Source organism: Bradyrhizobium sp. SRS-191 (assembly GCF_024586915.1).
Taxonomy (GTDB): domain Bacteria; phylum Pseudomonadota; class Alphaproteobacteria; order Rhizobiales; family Xanthobacteraceae; genus Bradyrhizobium.
In genome coordinates, this window is the sequence record NZ_JANBVS010000024.1 from 1 (window position 1) to 15,652 (window position 15,652).

The window sequence follows — 15,652 nt, forward strand, 5'->3', positions numbered from 1 at the left end:
CCGGCTTGTTGCCCCCATCGCCGACAAGACGCGTCTTCCGCATCATCAGCCAGCTTGACCTCAGCCTCGGGAGGCCAGGACCACGCGACTTGACCGTACGTCCCAGGCTCATTCGCCGGCCCGCTTGCGCGAAAGCCCCAAGCCCGACACGTCCACCGCTCCCCGCTTGCTACGCTCCGTGACGATCGGCCGAAACGTCCCTCTTCATCGCGAACGGGATGGCCGAGAGCATCGATCTGATTTGCCCGACGATGCAAGGCGCGCTGCATGCGACAAACTGGCTCGACGGGCAGGTGGTGCATGAGAGCGATGCGAGAATTGCCCGTCGGGCATGACGGCGAGCACCGCCCGTAACAATGAAGGACATCGCCGGTGATGACGTCGCTCGGAGTCCAACCATATGCTTGAGCACGCGGTGGACGGATGACAGGTTGAAGGACAGGTTCATGACGTCGACGACCTTAACCGTGCAGGTCGATGCCAACGTGAATGAGCGCCTGGAACGGTTGGCCGAGCACACCGGTCGGAGCCTCGACGCAGTCGCGGCTGAACTGATCAACGACTCGCTTGAAGTTTATGAGTCGCAGGCAGAGGGCATCCAGCAAGCCATCTCGTCGCTCAATTGGAGTGAAGGTATCCCCCACGACGACGTCAGGGATTGGCTTGCGTCCTGGGGAAGTCCAACCGAAAAGCCGGTGCCTGGGAACGCGCTCAAGGGTAGCTCCAAGCGGCCATGACCCGACCTGGTCTCCGGAGGCGATCGCCGAACTCGTCGTTGGCCAGAGTCCTTTTGAACACGTGCCATCCAGAGGTCAGGACAGAACTCCCGCAAAGCCCCGCCAGCTTCCGCCTCTTGGTTGCTCAAGACATCCGTCGCAAGCGTTCCACCTCGTCAATCAGCCGTTCGATGTCCGTTCGGGCATGCGAGTTGAATTCCTGGTCCTCCGCCGTCGCTCCCGTCAGATGGATGTCCGTCGCGGCAGTTCTTATGAAGCTGGAGCCGACGAAAGTGGCCGGGTTTTCGATGAACGACGTCCATGGGCCGGGAGTCGCTTGCCGCAGTCGCAGGCGAATTTCAGCAAGCTCGTCATCACTCAACATCGCTTCGATCTCCGACATGCTTTCGTAGATGGCCGAGAATGATCCAAGCTAGCAGCTCGAATCCCCGCTGGCCCAGCGGTAGATGCGGCTGCTGAGGGGGCCGGCTCCCATGGGGTTGCTGACCTTGATGGTCACGCGCGATCCAGAGCCGGACTTTTCGATGCGCGCCGCGACGAAGTAGTTCATCCGGATGCCATAGCTGCCTGCGACCAGGCGAAACTCCGCGAAGCCGCGGTCGCGGTGCAGCTCGCCTTCGGCTTCGATCTGTCCCCCGCCCGGGTTGCCCGGATTGCCAAAGACCTGGACGGGCGGATTACAGCTTTTGCCGGCGTCCATCAGGCGGCGGTAGATCTCCTCGTAGCTTTCGGAAAAGCTTCTGCTGTCGGCAACGTCGCGCGAGTTCAGGCCCTCCGGCGACGCCGCACATCCACCGAGCAGCGCCATGACGGCGGCGGCCGCCGCCGCACGCAAAGCGAAGTTCATCCCCATGAATCGTCCCCCAGCGCCCGACGGTCGCCTCGTCCCCGAGTGGTCATCGCCGTATTCGTGCTATCAAAAGATATGCGAGTTCCCGTGAACCGTGCAACAGGCGACGCATCCAGACCTGGTGCTTTCGCCGCGGAGGCATCTCGGCTTGGGGACGCAAAACGAAGTCAAGCTCATCAAGCCGGTACGCGTCATGGTCTATCGGCAGGAGCGGAACGCGCAGACCATCCGCATTGTCGATGCGTGAGCAATCGGCGGCGCATCAATTGGCTCCGATGAGCCGGTGTCCGGAACGATCGCAGCCGGCTGTCGTTGACTTCGATGCCTCGGATCGAACTCGCAAAACCGCTCTCTCGAGCGATGCAGATCTATCGCCGCGTGGCCAGACACGATCTGGACCAGGGAATGCGGCGTGCGCTGGCGCGACACATGCGTGGGATGGCCGAACAGGGCGTGCACGATCCCGGCCGACTGACCGTCTGCGGCCTGAGCTATTTGCGCCAGTTGGAACGACAGCGCGGTCGCGAGCGATCCTGACCTGCCGCGGCACATGGACGGCGATCGATCGTGAGCGGGCCGCGTCTCGGATCCGCCCGATCGTCTGGCATCGATTTTCATTCAGGCGAGCGGGACGTGGATGGCCGCGGCAGGCACGGCCATGACGACGTTGAAACAGCCGGGATCATCGTTCGAATCGGCTGATGCGATTGCCCTGTTCCCGGCTATCGATCGTCTGCCGTCCACCCCTCGGCTTAGTTCGCGCTGATGGCGTGCAGATGCATCGCGAGCATCATCGGATCATGATGCGGCTCGGCGGAATAGCCGGCGTAGGCTGCGGTATGGTCGTGGGCCGGTCCGGCATCGGTGCCGTTGGCCGCGGCCGCATCGGCCTGCGCATTTGCAAGCACCTGTGCGGCGCCGGCGGCGTCGCCGAGCTTGGTCAGGCTGGCGGCGGTCTCCGCGGCGACAGCGGACGCGATCGCGGCGGCCTGCGCGGGCGTCTGCAGCGGCGCGGCGACGCCGGCGGCGTGCGGCAGCTGCGCGAGCAGCGCCTGGGTATCCGGCGTCTTGATGTTGTAGCCGAGCGTCTCCAGCACCACGAGGTCGATCGGCGACAGCGTCTGCGACGTGGTGGGATTGTAGAACTCGTTCAGCGGATCGCGGGCGCCCTGGATGCCGGTGTTGAGGAAGTCGGCCGGGTCCGACATCTGGCCGTAATCGGCGATCTTGGTGACGCCGCCGTCGAGCGAGAAATAGGCCGGAGGGCCGGCGGCGATGTTGTTGTTGATCAGATGCTGGCCGGGCTTGGTGAAGTCGAACAGGTCGAAGATGTCGAGATTGCCCGGCGATGGCACCCGGCCCAGCGCATGCGACAGCTCGTGCAGCGCGACGCCGACCAGCGACTGGTTGGGGATGTCGGTGTTGAAGACGGCGAAGCCGTCCTCCGTGGTGGTGTTGTTCGGATCGATCAGGCCAAGCACCTTGGCCTGTGCATTGGCCACGAACACCTGCGAATGGCCCTGCACCGCCCGCGTGGTCGGCAGGTTGTCGAACACGGTGTCGCCGGCCGCGGCGTGATCCTGCAGATCGGTGCGGAGCTGCGTGTAGTTGGCGAGCACGCCGTTGCTGACATTGGCGCCGGCGCCGCCGCCGGTGCCGGCGAAGTCGATCGCGAGATTGACCGTGGCCTTGTCGGTGATGGCCGAGGACAGGATCGCCGCGGCCTGCTCCACGCCGGCGCGGAAGCTTTCAGGCGCGGCTGCCGCGGCGGCATCGAAGTTCAAATTGAAGGTGAGGCCTCCGGTGTGGACCGAGACGGTCTCCGAGCCGTCGGCATGCACGACCGGAGCCGAGACCGCACCAGGCGGCAGCACGAACGGAGTCGCGGCAGCAGCCGTCGTGGTCGGCGTGTTCTTCGCAGCAGCCGTGTCCGGCATCAAGGCGTCGGAGCTCAGTCCGAGCTGGTCATAGGTCAGCGTGTTCATTGGACGGACTCCTTCAACCTCGCACCCCCCGGGCCTCGCATCCTCATCTGCGAAGCGCTCGCAATGGGCGGACCATCATCGGCAACTGAGTGCAAAGTCTGACGTCGTCGGAACCTCTTCGGGGCAGACTGCGCCATGGTTTGGCTGCGGCATGGCGGCCCCGCCATGCTCCCGCCGCGCTGGTCACACCAGGCGAATGGAGGCAATCTGCCGCAGGCATTCGCCATACAAATACTCAGCTCCCTCCAATCGAGAGACCTTCATGAAACACCGTCCGCTCGGCCGTTCCGGCCTCAACGTCCCGCCCCTCTGCTTCGGCTGTAACGTGTTCGGCTGGACCGTGGACGAAGCGGCGTCATTTCGCCTGCTCGACAAGGTCCTGGACGCCGGGCTGAGCTTCCTCGACACGGCCGACGTCTATTCGCGCTGGGTGCCCGGCCACACCGGCGGCGAGTCCGAGACCATCATCGGCAAATGGATGAAGCAGCGCGGCAACCGCGACCGCATCATCCTGGCCACCAAGGTCGGCATGGACATGGGCGATGGGAAGGTCGGGCTGAAGGCCGACTACATCGCGCGCGCGGTCGAGGACAGCCTGCGCCGGCTGCAGACCGATGTGATCGATCTCTATCAGTCGCACAAGGACGACGAGACGACGCCGCAGGAGGAAACGCTGGCGGCCTATGACAGACTGATCAAGGCCGGCAAGGTGCGCGTCATCGGCGCCTCGAACTTCTCGGCCGAGCGGCTGCAGGCCGCGCTCGACATCTCCAAGGCCAACAACCTGCCGCGCTATGAGAGCCTGCAGCCGGACTACAGTCTCGCCGAACGATCGGTGTATGAAGGCGCGCTGCAGCGCGTGTGCGAGCAGAACCAGGTCGGTGTCATCACCTTCTTCTCGCTCGCCGCCGGCTTCCTCACCGGCAAGTACCGCTCGGAGGCCGACTACGGCAAGAGTCCGCGGGGACAGCGCGGCATTCCGAAATACATGAACGAGCGCGGCATGCGCATCCTCGCCGCGCTGGACGAGGTGGCGAAGGAGACCGGCGCCCAGCAGGCCTCCGTCGCGTTGGCCTGGCTGCTCGCCAAGCCCTCGGTGACGGCGCCGATCGCGAGCGCGACCAAGCCGGAGCATGTCGATACCTTGGTCGCAGCGACGCAGCTGGTGCTGACGCCCGATCAGGTTGCGCGGCTCGACGCCGCAAGCGCTTGAGTTGTTAGTCCGTTCATTCAAAGCACGGCGCGACGCGTTGACGCATCGCGCCGTGCTCGCGCAGATCTTCCGCACGACGCAATTCCAGCACAGGCGTGGGGCTGGTTGGACTAATTTGCAGCGTGATCGGTAGCATCTTAGGCGTCGCCTCGCAGCGGCCAAAATTCGGCCCGGATCGAAACGTTAAGTGCACTGCCAAATTAGAAGAGCTCAAGGGAAGCGTTGGGGGCAGGTGTGGCGCGTGTTCGTCTTTGCGCACTCGTTTCGACAATCATGCTGGCGGCGGCTGCGGCATTCGGCGGCAGCGCTGAGGCGCAGCAGCAGCCGCGTCCGGCGGCCGGCGCGGCCGCTGTGGGCAATCTGCCGGACCGCGACTCGCTGAACTCAGGCACCGTCACGGTCATCACCGCGCCGATCGGCGGGCCGATGTCGGTGATGGGCTCGGACATGGCCGCGGTGCTCGACGACGGCGAGAATCTCCGCGTGCTGCCGATTCTCGGCAAGGGCTCGGCGCAGAACCTCGTCGACATCATCATGTTGAAGAACATCGATATGGGCTTCGTCGCCACCGACGCGCTGGAATTCGTCAAGACGGAATATAACATCCCGGACATCGCCCAGCGCGTCCGCTACATCGCCAAGCTGTTCCACAACGACGTCCACATCATCGCGCGGCGCGAGATCCGCTCGCTCGAAGATCTCAACGGCAAGCGCGTGTTCGCCGAGCGCTCGATCGGCCTGCCCGCCGCGCACACCATCTTCCGCCGCCTGGGCATCCGCGCCGACATCGACTCCGTGACGGACCCGACCGGCGGCCTGCAGAAGCTGATCGACGGCCAGGGCGATGCCTGGATCGCGTCGGTGTCGAAGGACGCGCCGATCATCAAGGGCATCAAGAACGAGGGCGGCCGGCTGCATCTGTTGCCGGTTCCGTATGACCGTTCGCTGCAGGACATCTATCTGCCGACGTCGTTCTCGTCGGAGGAATATCCGAACCTGGTGCCGCCGGGCACCAAGGTCGACGCGGTCGCGGCGTCCACCGTGCTGATGGTTTATAACTGGCCGGAGAACAGCGACCGCTATCGGCGCACGGCGCGCTTCGTCGATGCGCTGTTCGGCAAGATCCAGGTGCTGCAGTCGCCGCCGCGGCATCCGAAATGGCGCGACACGGTGCTGTCCGCGCCGGTGCAGGGCATGATCCGCTTCAAGGCGGCGCAGGACTGGCTCGACGGCGCCCGCGCGGTGCAGTCGCCGGCCTCGGACGGCAACCCGGCCGAGTTCCGCAAGTTTCTCGACGAGCGCAAGGCGCAGGCTCGGATGTCGTCGGACGAAGCGGCGAAGCTGTATAGCGACTTCCTGAAATGGCAACGAACCAAGGACGCGCGCTGAGGCTGCGCATCGAAGCGGCACGCCGCGGCAACTAGGCCTTCACAATGGAGCGGCGCCGGAGCGGCAAGGCGGCCTCGCCTGCCGCCGATGCGCTCGACGGCTGCGCCGCCGCGCGCGCAAAGCTCAGCTCGACGGTGGTGCCGCCGCCCGGCGTCTCGCGCAGCGCGACGCGGCCCTGATGGGTGGCCATGACCTGCGACACGATCGAAAGCCCGAGCCCCATGCCGTCGCCGCGCGTATGTCCGCGCTCGAACGGCTGCAGCAGGCGCTCGGGCTGATCAGAGTCCAGTCCGGGGCCCGAATCGATCACGCTCAGCTGCGCGGCGGGGTTGACGTCGACGAGGATCGGACCGCCGGTGCCGGCATGCGTGACCGCATTCCTGATCAGGTTCGAGAGCGCCACCGCGATCGCGGGCTCCGAGCCTTGGATCCAGACCGGCGTCTCGGGCGCAACAAAACCGATCTCTAGCTCCGCCTTCAGCGCCATCGGCACATGCTCCGCGGTCACGCGCCGCGCCAGCGCGACGAGATCGATCTCGGCCAGCTCCACCGGCTCCAGCGAGATGCGGGCGAGCTGCAGCAGCATGGTGACGATCGACGATAGCTTCTGGTTCTCGGCCACGAGCCGCGTGCGCAGGCCGGGATCCTCGATCGTCTCCAGCATCGTGCGCGCGTTGGTCAGCGGCGTCCGCAGCTCATGCGCCGCGTTGGAGAGGAAGTTGCGCTGCGCTTCCGCGGCATGATCGATGCGCGACAGAGCGCGATTGAACGCGGTGACCAGCGGCAGCAGCTCGGCCGGGGCATCCTGCTCGGGCAGGCGGCGGCCGTCAGGCACCCCGTCGATCAGCTCGGCCGCCCTCGCCACTGCGCGAACCGGGCGGGCGATCAGCGCCGGCATGAAGACGAGCGCCGCAACCACGGTCGCCAACAGGACGAGAATGATCGGAAGCGCGACGATCGTCGCATCGGTCAACGTGCCCAGCATCAGCTGGGTCGACGTGTAGGCCACGCCGCCGGTCTCGATCCAGACCTCGCCGACCGGTGTATTGCGAACCGCGGTCATGCGCTTGAGGTTGCGGGTCTCGCCGTCGATGGCATAGGCCAGGAAGCTGGTGCCGTCCTGCGTCGACGGGTTCTTGTGCGGCCGCCATTTCGGGATCGGCCCATAGCTGACCTCGCCGCTCTTGTCGGAGACGACGTACCAGAAGGTCGGAAAGTCCTGGATGATCTTGTCGAGGCGGCCCGTCTGCTTGACCAGCAATTTGCCGCCGGCGTCGCGCGCCACCGCCTCCTTCAAGGCATCGGCGACATCGGCGGCGCCCCAGGTGCCGTCATCGTCACCGCCGAACCGGATCAGCAGGGCGGCGGCGCAGATCAGCATGATCGTGCTGACGATGCCGATCAGCGTCGCCGACAGCAGCGTGATGGAGCGCCGGATGCGCGCGAGCTTCTGCCACCTGACCTGCATCACTCGCCGCTCATGAGATAGCCGAGGCCGCGCACCGGCTTGATGGTGGCCTTGCAATTGGCCTCGCGCAAACGGCGGCGCAGCCGCGACACATGCGCCTCGATCGCATTCGACTGGATCTCGTCCTCGAAGCCGTAGGCCGCCGATTCCAGCGTTTCGCGCAGGACGACGCGGCCGCTGCGGCGGACCAGCGCCTCGAGGATCGCCAGCTCGCGACGCGGCACGACGATGGGCGCCTGATCGACGGTGACCGCGCGGTTGACGATGTCGTAGGTCAGATTGGCGATCGAGACCATCGCGCCGCGATCGAGCGACAGGCGGCGCAGCACCGCGCGCGCCCGCGCGACCAGCTCGATCGGCTCGAACGGCTTGGCGACATAGTCGTCGGCGCCCTCGTCGAGCGCGCGCGCGATATCGGCGGGATCGTCGAGCGCCGTCAGCACGACGGTCGCCGGGCTCGGCTTCTGCTGCCGCAGGTCCGGCAACAGCGCAAGCCCGTCGCCATCGGGCAGGCCGCGATCGATCACGACGAGCTCGAAATTGCGCACGGCAATCGCTGCGCGTCCCTCGTCCAGCGTCGTGACGACGTCGGATGAGCCGAAGGCCGTCGCGAGCGTATCCCGCAGCCAGATCCCGAGCTGCGGATCATCCTCAACGACCAGTACGCGCACACTATTCTCCTGCATGATAGGCAAGCCGAGGTCTTCTATCATTACGGACGGATTACAATAGGATTACGTCGCCAGCATTCATCTACCATTCTTTCAAGCTCCTGAGATAATAGCGTTTTTTCACGGACCTCGCCCGGCGCGGATCTTTTTTTACACGCCTCGTGGGCGGCGAGCCGACACTGCGGCGATGGTTTTCACCGCATCTTCGACGACGCGAACACGGTTGGCTTGTGCGCCGGAGGCCTTGCAATCGTATGACGTGAGGACAACGGCCGGAGGTGACGCTCCGCTGTTAGATCGCGCTAGAGCTTGACGTCAGTCTGTCGTAATCGTCTCCGGCAAGACTTGAACAAACAAGCAAGCTCCCAAGGATTCCTTCTCATGAAGCCGGACGCATGATCGACTGCACGGCGCGGCAGCCAGCTCCGATTCCATCTGTGGCGGCGGCGCGACGATCGTCGCGGCTCGGGTCTCGGCTCTGCAGAGACGCTCAGGCGCGGCTGCACGTCGGCCGCCGAGCTCCGGCAGCGCCCCGGCGACCACCGCATCCGACGCACCGTCATTGATGCAATCCGGAATGTTCTACGATCTGTCTTTCTCCGCGGCCGCCGAGCGGTCGGACCGGAATCCGGCGACGTGGCGCCGGCCGCTGCTGTGCTGGCTGGACGCCATCGAGGCCGGCTGGGCCGTGCCGCTGCTGCTGGCCATCTTCGTGGCGGTGTGGACGGCCTATCTGTCGATCGCCTATTGCGGCGCCGGGCTGCACCCGGATGTGCTGGAGACCTGGACCTTCGGACGGGATTTCGACTGGGGCTACGCCAAGCATCCGCCATTGATGGGCTGGATCGCCGGCGTCTGGACCACGCTATTTCCTGTGGCGGACTGGTCGCTTCACCTGATGGCCATGACCAACGCGGCCGTGGCGCTGTGGTTCGTCGACCTGGTGTCGCGGCGCTTCATGACCGGCGACAAGCGGGTCATCGTGCTGCTGCTGCTGATGCTGACGCCCGCCTATCAGTTTCATGCGCAGCGCTTCAACGCGAACTCGGTGCAGCTGGCGACCTGGCCGCTGGCCACCTACTGCTTTCTGCGCGCGTTCGAAACGCGCAACCTGCTCTGGTCGGTCGCGACCGGCGCAGCGGCCGCGATGACCCTGCTCGGCAAGTATTATTCGATCTTCCTGCTGCTCAGCTTCGCGCTCGCCGCACTGGCCCATCCGCAGCGCCGAGCCTATTACGGCTCGGCATCCCCCTGGATTTCGGGGGCCGTGGGGGTGGCCGCGTTGTGGATGCATCTGGACTGGCTCGCCACCAACGATGCAGCCCCCATTCATCACGCGATGACCCATGCGAGGTCGGACATCTCGACTTCGTTGCGGGATTCACTGTTCTTTGTGCTCGGCCTGGTGGCGGCGATGGCCGTCCCGGCCGTGACCTGGATCCTGGTGGCCGGCCGCCGGATCAAACGCATCGGCGCGGAGATGGCCGCGCTGGACGATGGCCTGCGGCTTCTGTTCTACGTCGCGATCGGCACGGTCGCCCTGCCCGTGATCAATGCGGTGGTGATGGGGACGGACCTGCCCTCGCTGTGGGCGCTGCAGGGATTGTTCCTGTTCGTGGTGGTGATCGTCGGCGGCGCAAGTTACGAGATCAAGCGCTTCCACACCGTCAACATGGCGGTGATGACCGCCGGAATTGCCCTCGCCGCCGTCACGATCGGCGCTCCGCTGCACGCATACTACCGCAACAGCTCCGGCTATGAAGAGGGCCGTACGTTCTATCGGCAGGCCGCGGAGGAGGCGACCCGCCTTTGGCGCGCGCAGACGGGAAGGCCGCTCGAGCATGTCAGCGGCACCGAAAGCCTTGCGCTGGCGACCGCGTTCTACAGCCCGGATCATCCGCATTACGGCCTGCTCGCGACCGCGCAGCGCCACCTGCATGATACCGACGCGAACATCAACGGCACCGAAGGCTGGGCCCTCCTGTGCTTCGAAGACCAGCAGGATTGCATCAAGGCCGCCGAGGCGACCGCCGCTGCCGGAAGCAACTCGACCCGGCACGCGTTCACCGTGCAATCGCGCCTGTTCGGCCGGCCGGGGCGGACGCGCGAGGTGGTCGCCTTCCTGGTCACCCGCTGAGGGAGGCTGCAGATCGCCAAGCCCATAAAAAAGAAAGGTCCCGCACCGGCGGGACCTTTCACGATGTTCAGGCGTCGGTCTCAGTAGGCGTCCCACGCTCCGTCTGAGTAGCCGTCGTGGTAGCCGGACATGTAGCCGTGATCATAACCGCCGCCATAGCCGACGTCATAATCGTAGACGCGGTGACGGCGATGAACGACGCGGGGCGGCGGGTAGTCATCATAGCTGTACACATAGGTGGGAGCGGCACGGCTCGTCGCGGCGGATCCGATCAGAGCTCCGATCGCCAGCCCACCGACGACACCGGCTGCGACCGCCGCTCCGCGGTCACCGGCATGGGCCGGCATCGCCGTCATACTCGCGATGAGCGATGCCGCAATCACAAGCGCGCCAAGTCGTTTCATTCCATTCTCCTTCACTCGCTGAGCGATGTGTGGAGGAGACTCATGGCTGGCGCTTACCGCATCATTACGCGGGACATGCGCTGTCTCGCAGACTTTCCGATCGCCAGAGATCGGCGATGTCGACAGCGCCAGAGGCCGCCGTCGCGAACGGGAACACGCCAGGCGATGCGGTGACGACAGGATGAAACGCACTGCAGCGCCATCATTGCAGGTCGCCCGGGAGCATGGGGCTGGGGTCACATCCCGGACGACCTGCTCGCTGGAGTCCGACGACGTTCGAAGCCATACGGCACCAGCTCATGATGGAAGGCGCTGCAGTCGGGACGGAGCCGACCAGGAGAGATCGGACTTCAGCTCTGCAACGCTGCTCCAATGTCTTTCCGGTCGAACCACACACATTGCGGATCGGCGAGCTCTCAATGCCGATAGACGCAATTGATTGCGAATTGGTGCGCAATCGACCGCAAAGACCTCAGGATATTGGCGGCTCGGCCTTACCGCAGCATTACATCGCGTGCGTCGATGCCAAGGCTACGCCTCGCCCGGATGACATCGCTTCGGGCACGCCGCGTGCCGTTCGCGGCGAGATATCTGTTCCGTCACATGCGGGCCGTTTTCCCGGCGATGGATGGGACAAGTCGCGTCGGACGTCATGGCAAGCCGGACACGGCCGCCGTCCATCGTCGGCCACTTGCGCGCAGCGCTGCCACCAGATTCTCTCATTCATCGTTGCAACGTCGCGGCGAGGCGAACCGCAGAGCATCACGCCCGAATTATTGTGCGGCTCTCCTGCCATCTGCTAGGGAGAGCACAATTGCGATCGACCGGTTGGGAGAGTGAGTGTCTCTGACACGCGAACGGATCGAGGGGCTGGCCCCCGACCAAGCCTCGCTTGCCGCAGCGCTGAAGCTGGTGAAGCCCACCAGTTGGCCGGTGCTGGCCGCCAGCTCCGATGCCGACACGCTGTGGGGCGAGTGCCAGGGTTCCGGCGCGACGCCGTATCGGGTCGTCACGGCCGCCGACGGCGGCGGCTACAAATGCAGCTGCCCGAGCCGCAAGTTTCCCTGCAAGCACGTGCTCGCCGTGCTCTGGCTGCGCGTCGACAAGCCGGAGCGGTTCGAAACCGCGAGCCCGCCACAATGGGTCGAGGATTGGAGCGCGCGGCGGCGCGGCAGCGGCGGCCGGCCCGGCAGGCCAAAGACCGAAGGCGACGGGGCAGCCGCAGCGCCCTCGCTCGATGCGGCGCTGGCCGAAGCTGCGACGACGACCACGGCCGATCCGAAGGCGGCCGCGCGCGCCGAGGCGCAGCGGGAGCGCATCAAGGCCGAGCGCGAGGCCGCGATCCTGGCCGGCCTCGACGAGCTCGACCGCTGGATCGCCGATCAGCTCAATCAGGGCCTTGCCGATTTCGCCACGCGCGCGGCGGCAGCCGGGCGCACGCTCTCGACGCGTCTCGTCGATGCCAAGGCCGGCGGCCTGGCCGGGCGGCTCGATGCGCTCGGCACCGAGCTGTTTCGCGTCGGCGACGAGCGCCGCGCCGATCTCGCGATCGAACGGCTGGGCGCGATGACCTTGATCGCCTCGGCCTATCGGCACCAGGACCGCCTGCCCGCGCCATTGCGCGAGGATGTCAGGCGCGCGGTCGGCTGGTCGGTACGCCGCGAGGAGCTGCTGGCCGACACCGCTGCGCCGCGCGCCACCAGCGTCTGGATCGTCGCGGCCAATCGGTCGGAGGTGCAACCTGACAAGCTGCGACGTCTGGAGACCTGGCTCGTCAATGCAAGTCACGATCTCAGCCAGCCACGCACCGCGGTGCTGATCGACTTCGTGCCGGTGTCGGGCGGCGGCGCCGGCTTTCCATTCGCGCCCGGCGAGGTCATCGGCGGCGAGATCGTGTTCTATCCGTCGGCCGCGCCGCTCCGCGGGCTGCTGGCGAGCCGCAAGACCGGCGCCGCCGCGGCGTGGCCGCGACCGCTGCCGGGCCTCGCGCCGGCGCTGCAGGACTACGCCGCGAAGCTCGCGGCGTTGCCGTGGCTGGAGCATTGGCCGCTGCTGCTGTCGGACGTTGCGCTACGCACCGCCGGCAAAGGCACGCTCGTGATCACCGACGCCGGCGGAGCGGCGATCGCCGTCGAGCGCAGCCAGATCGATCAGCTGGTGCCGCTGCTCGGTCTCGACCACATCTCCTTGCTGTGTCTGTGGGACGGCCGCACCGCGCAGGTGCTCGCCGCGGACACGCCGCTCGGCCGCTGGCATCACGAGGATTGAGGATGGCGAGTCCGATCGATCCGCAGACACATGCGCGGCTGCGCCAGTCCTTCCTGCTCGGCCTCGCTCGACAACCGCTGACTGTTCCGCCGGCGCTCGCCGAGCTGCTGCCGCGAGAGCGCGAGCCGGCGCTGCCGCTGCTCGCGCTCTCCGCTCAATGGCAGCGATTTGGCGGCGCGCCGGCGCCGGTCGCCGATGCCGTTCCGGAGGCCGCGCGGCGGCTGCATGAGGACGCGCGGCCGATTCTGCCGGAGCCGGCGCGGCGAATATTGAAGGCACTGGCGCGCAACGTCGAGAAGTCGCTCGCGTCGAACGTCCTGCCGCTGGCGCTGCGACGTATCAACGCCAGCGGATGTCGATTGCATCCATTCGACCTGCCGGACTTTGCAGCTCACCTCAAAGCCGAAGCGAGCGATCAAGGTCTCGCCGAGCGCGCCTTTCTGGCGCTGATCGCCTCCGATTCCGATGAGGACGCGGCGAAAGGCCTGTTCTTCGAGCGCATCAGCGCCGAGAACTGGACGACCTTCCCACGAGCCCAACGCCGATCCTTCATCGCCGGAATCCGCCGGGACAATCCTGCCGAAGGCCGCGCGCTGATCGAGACCGTCTGGAAGAGTGAACCCGCGCCGGTGCGCGCAGCGCTGCTCGATGCGCTGGTGGTCGGCCTGGGCGAGGCGGACAGACCGTTCCTGGAAAGCCTCGGCACCGATCGCGCCGACAGCGTCAAGCAGCTCGCGGCTCAATTGCTGACGCGGATCGACGAACGTGCCCAGCGCGGAACACGCCTCACGGAAGCCGCGCAATGCTTCACGCGCGCGGGCTCCTTGCTGGCCAAGATCGGCCTCGGCCCGGCATCGACGCTGACCTTCAAGCTGCCCAGCGACGGGCTGAAATGGCAGGAGACCGAAGCGCTGCGCGAGCGGCTGTTCGGCGGCCTGCAGCTCTCCGCGCTCGCCAATACGGTCGGGGCCCCGCCTGACATGCTGATCGCGGCGCTGCCGCCTTCCGAGCACCGTGTGCTGATGCTGCTGATGGATGCCGCCGCAGCCGAGGGCGACGACGACACGGTCATGCGCATCATCGGCGCGCGCCTTGGCGCCGGCGAGCAGCTCAACGGATACACCCTGATGTCACTTGCCGCGAAGGCCCGCCAACCGCTCGCGCCCGCGATCGCCGAACGTGTGATCTCATCGGCAGCGTGGCGAAAGGCTGTGCAGGAGCTCACTGAGGCGACCACGCCTTCGGCACAGAAGGACGACGGCCGGCTGGTGCTGATGGCCGCGCTGATGCCATCAGGTGCGATCCCCGCGTTCACCGCCTCGCTCGCTGCGTTGCCGCTCTTGACGAGCCGGGCAGCGAAGGACTTCACCGATCTCGTTCTCGCGCTGCCTGCGTGAGCGCGCCACATGACGCCGGGAGTACGCCCATGACCACCGCCGATGCGAGCCCAAAAGACGCCCAACTGCGCCGCTCCGCCGAGGCGCTCCATGCCCATGAGCTCGAGGCGCTGGCGCAGGAGGATGTCAGGCCTCGGCCGACGCAGTGGCGGCTGTCGCCACAGGCCGTGGTCACCTATCTGATGGGAGGCCGCACCAAGTCCGGCGTCGAGATCTCGCCGAAATATATCGGCAGCCGCCGGCTGATCGAGACCGCGGTGGCGACGCTCGCGACCGATCGCGCGCTGCTCATCCTCGGCGTGCCCGGCACGGCCAAGTCGTGGGTCTCCGAGCACCTGGCCGCCGCGATCTCCGGCTCGTCGGAGATGATCGTGCAATGCACGGCCGGCACCGACGAGAACCAGATCCGCTATGGCTGGAACTACGCGCTGCTGCTGGCGAAGGGCCCGTCGCGCGAGGCGATGGTGGCGACGCCGCTGATGCGGGCGATGGAGGCCGGGCGGATCGTGCGCTTCGAGGAGCTGACCCGCATGCCCTCGGACGTACAGGACACGCTGATCACGGTGCTGTCGGAGAAACTGATGCCGATCCCGGAGATCAACGACTCCATTCACGCCACGCGCGGCTTCAACATGATCGCCACCGCCAATGCGCGCGACAAAGGCGTCAACGAATTGTCGTCGGCGCTGAAGCGGCGCTTCAACGTCGTGGTGCTGCCGCTCCCGGCCGATCTCGACGAAGAGGTGAGGATCGTGACCAAGCGCGTCGGCGAGATCGGGGGCGGCCTGGAGCTGCCGACAATCGCGCCCGCAGATCAGGAGATCATGCGCATCGTCACGGTGTTCCGCGAGCTGCGCGACGGCCAGACGCTCGACGGCCGGCTGAAGCTGAAATCACCCTCCGGTTCGCTGTCGACGGCGGAGGCGATCGCGGTGACCATCGGCGCCTGGGCCGAGGCCGGCCATTTCGGCTCCGGCGTGATCGATGCGCAGAGCATGGCGGCCAACCTGGTCGGCGCGATCGTCAAGGACCCGGTGCAGGACAAGGTCGTGCTGCAGGAATATCTCGAGACCGTCGTACGCGAGCGCAAGCCGTGGGCCGATCTCTACGGCGCCATCCGCGACGTGATGTGA

The 15,652-nt window shown here is 66.3% G+C and carries 13 protein-coding genes; 7 read left to right on the forward strand and 6 right to left on the reverse strand.

Going from position 1 to position 15,652, the window contains the following annotated elements:
• The first annotated feature begins 446 nt into the window (after nt 1–446).
• A complete protein-coding gene (locus tag NLR35_RS30165; RefSeq protein ID WP_257170184.1) occupies nt 447–737 on the forward strand; it encodes a CopG family ribbon-helix-helix protein in 291 nt (96 codons plus the stop codon).
• Nucleotides 738–861: 124 nt separating this feature from the next.
• On the opposite strand, the gene NLR35_RS30170 is transcribed toward NLR35_RS30165, so the two are convergent.
• From NLR35_RS30170 to NLR35_RS30180, 3 genes are all read right to left on the reverse strand, one after another.
• Nucleotides 862–1,119, reverse strand: coding sequence for a hypothetical protein (locus tag NLR35_RS30170; RefSeq protein WP_257170185.1), 258 nt, complete (start codon nt 1,117–1,119; stop codon nt 862–864).
• Nucleotides 1,120–1,149: 30 nt separating this feature from the next.
• Nucleotides 1,150–1,590, reverse strand: a complete 441-nt coding sequence (locus tag NLR35_RS30175) for a hypothetical protein (protein ID WP_257170186.1) — start codon at nt 1,588–1,590, stop codon at nt 1,150–1,152.
• Nucleotides 1,591–2,339: 749 nt separating this feature from the next.
• Entirely contained in the window at nt 2,340–3,572 is a 1,233-nt protein-coding gene (locus NLR35_RS30180; RefSeq protein WP_257170187.1) for an NF038122 family metalloprotease, read from the reverse strand.
• 262 nt (nt 3,573–3,834) lie between these two features.
• Here NLR35_RS30180 and NLR35_RS30185 point away from each other — a divergent pair, with 262 nt between their 5' ends.
• Both NLR35_RS30185 and NLR35_RS30190 read left to right on the forward strand, forming a co-directional pair.
• Nucleotides 3,835–4,785: an aldo/keto reductase gene (locus NLR35_RS30185; RefSeq protein ID WP_257170188.1), complete on the forward strand. Its 951-nt coding sequence runs from the start codon at nt 3,835–3,837 to the stop codon at nt 4,783–4,785.
• A 273-nt stretch (nt 4,786–5,058) separates the two neighbouring features.
• The gene (locus NLR35_RS30190; protein WP_257170189.1) at nt 5,059–6,174 is read left to right on the forward strand and encodes a TAXI family TRAP transporter solute-binding subunit; all 1,116 of its coding nucleotides are present in this window, start codon (nt 5,059–5,061) and stop codon (nt 6,172–6,174) included.
• Nucleotides 6,175–6,205: 31 nt separating this feature from the next.
• Here the strand turns inward: NLR35_RS30190 and NLR35_RS30195 are convergent, their stop codons facing one another.
• Complete coding sequence (locus NLR35_RS30195) at nt 6,206–7,642, reverse strand: HAMP domain-containing sensor histidine kinase (RefSeq protein ID WP_257170249.1); 1,437 nt, start codon at nt 7,640–7,642, stop codon at nt 6,206–6,208.
• On the reverse strand, nt 7,642–8,313 hold the full coding sequence (locus tag NLR35_RS30200) for a response regulator transcription factor (RefSeq protein WP_257170190.1): 672 nt from the start codon (nt 8,311–8,313) through the stop codon (nt 7,642–7,644). Before NLR35_RS30200 ends, NLR35_RS30195 begins: the two co-directional genes overlap by 1 nt.
• Before the next feature lie 577 nt (nt 8,314–8,890).
• Here NLR35_RS30200 and NLR35_RS30205 point away from each other — a divergent pair.
• Nucleotides 8,891–10,450: a glycosyltransferase family 39 protein gene (locus tag NLR35_RS30205; RefSeq protein WP_257170191.1), complete on the forward strand. Its 1,560-nt coding sequence runs from the start codon at nt 8,891–8,893 to the stop codon at nt 10,448–10,450.
• 80 nt (nt 10,451–10,530) lie between these two features.
• Here NLR35_RS30205 and NLR35_RS30210 read toward each other — a convergent pair whose 3' ends face one another.
• Nucleotides 10,531–10,854 (reverse strand): hypothetical protein, encoded by a 324-nt coding sequence (locus NLR35_RS30210; protein ID WP_257170192.1) that lies wholly within the window; start codon nt 10,852–10,854, stop codon nt 10,531–10,533.
• Between the two features lie 840 nt (nt 10,855–11,694).
• Between NLR35_RS30210 and NLR35_RS30215 the strand changes: the two genes are divergently transcribed.
• From NLR35_RS30215 to NLR35_RS30225, 3 genes are read left to right on the forward strand one after another with little or no spacing between them, the layout of a single operon-like run.
• A complete protein-coding gene (locus NLR35_RS30215) occupies nt 11,695–13,122 on the forward strand; it encodes an SWIM zinc finger family protein (RefSeq protein WP_257170193.1) in 1,428 nt (475 codons plus the stop codon).
• 2 nt (nt 13,123–13,124) lie between these two features.
• Nucleotides 13,125–14,519, forward strand: coding sequence for a DUF5691 domain-containing protein (locus tag NLR35_RS30220; RefSeq protein WP_257170194.1), 1,395 nt, complete (start codon nt 13,125–13,127; stop codon nt 14,517–14,519).
• Between the two features lie 29 nt (nt 14,520–14,548).
• Complete coding sequence (locus tag NLR35_RS30225) at nt 14,549–15,652, forward strand: AAA family ATPase (protein WP_257170195.1); 1,104 nt, start codon at nt 14,549–14,551, stop codon at nt 15,650–15,652.

Coding starts and splice junctions, on each gene's coding strand:
- NLR35_RS30165 (WP_257170184.1), top strand. CDS start 447: ATGACGTCGACGACCTTAACCGTGCAGGTCGATGCCAACGTGAATGAG.
- NLR35_RS30170 (WP_257170185.1), bottom strand. CDS start 1,119: ATGTCGGAGATCGAAGCGATGTTGAGTGATGACGAGCTTGCTGAAATT.
- NLR35_RS30175 (WP_257170186.1), bottom strand. CDS start 1,590: ATGGGGATGAACTTCGCTTTGCGTGCGGCGGCGGCCGCCGCCGTCATG.
- NLR35_RS30180 (WP_257170187.1), bottom strand. CDS start 3,572: ATGAACACGCTGACCTATGACCAGCTCGGACTGAGCTCCGACGCCTTG.
- NLR35_RS30185 (WP_257170188.1), top strand. CDS start 3,835: ATGAAACACCGTCCGCTCGGCCGTTCCGGCCTCAACGTCCCGCCCCTC.
- NLR35_RS30190 (WP_257170189.1), top strand. CDS start 5,059: ATGCTGGCGGCGGCTGCGGCATTCGGCGGCAGCGCTGAGGCGCAGCAG.
- NLR35_RS30195 (WP_257170249.1), bottom strand. CDS start 7,642: ATGCAGGTCAGGTGGCAGAAGCTCGCGCGCATCCGGCGCTCCATCACG.
- NLR35_RS30205 (WP_257170191.1), top strand. CDS start 8,891: ATGTTCTACGATCTGTCTTTCTCCGCGGCCGCCGAGCGGTCGGACCGG.
- NLR35_RS30210 (WP_257170192.1), bottom strand. CDS start 10,854: ATGAAACGACTTGGCGCGCTTGTGATTGCGGCATCGCTCATCGCGAGT.
- NLR35_RS30220 (WP_257170194.1), top strand. CDS start 13,125: ATGGCGAGTCCGATCGATCCGCAGACACATGCGCGGCTGCGCCAGTCC.
- NLR35_RS30225 (WP_257170195.1), top strand. CDS start 14,549: ATGACCACCGCCGATGCGAGCCCAAAAGACGCCCAACTGCGCCGCTCC.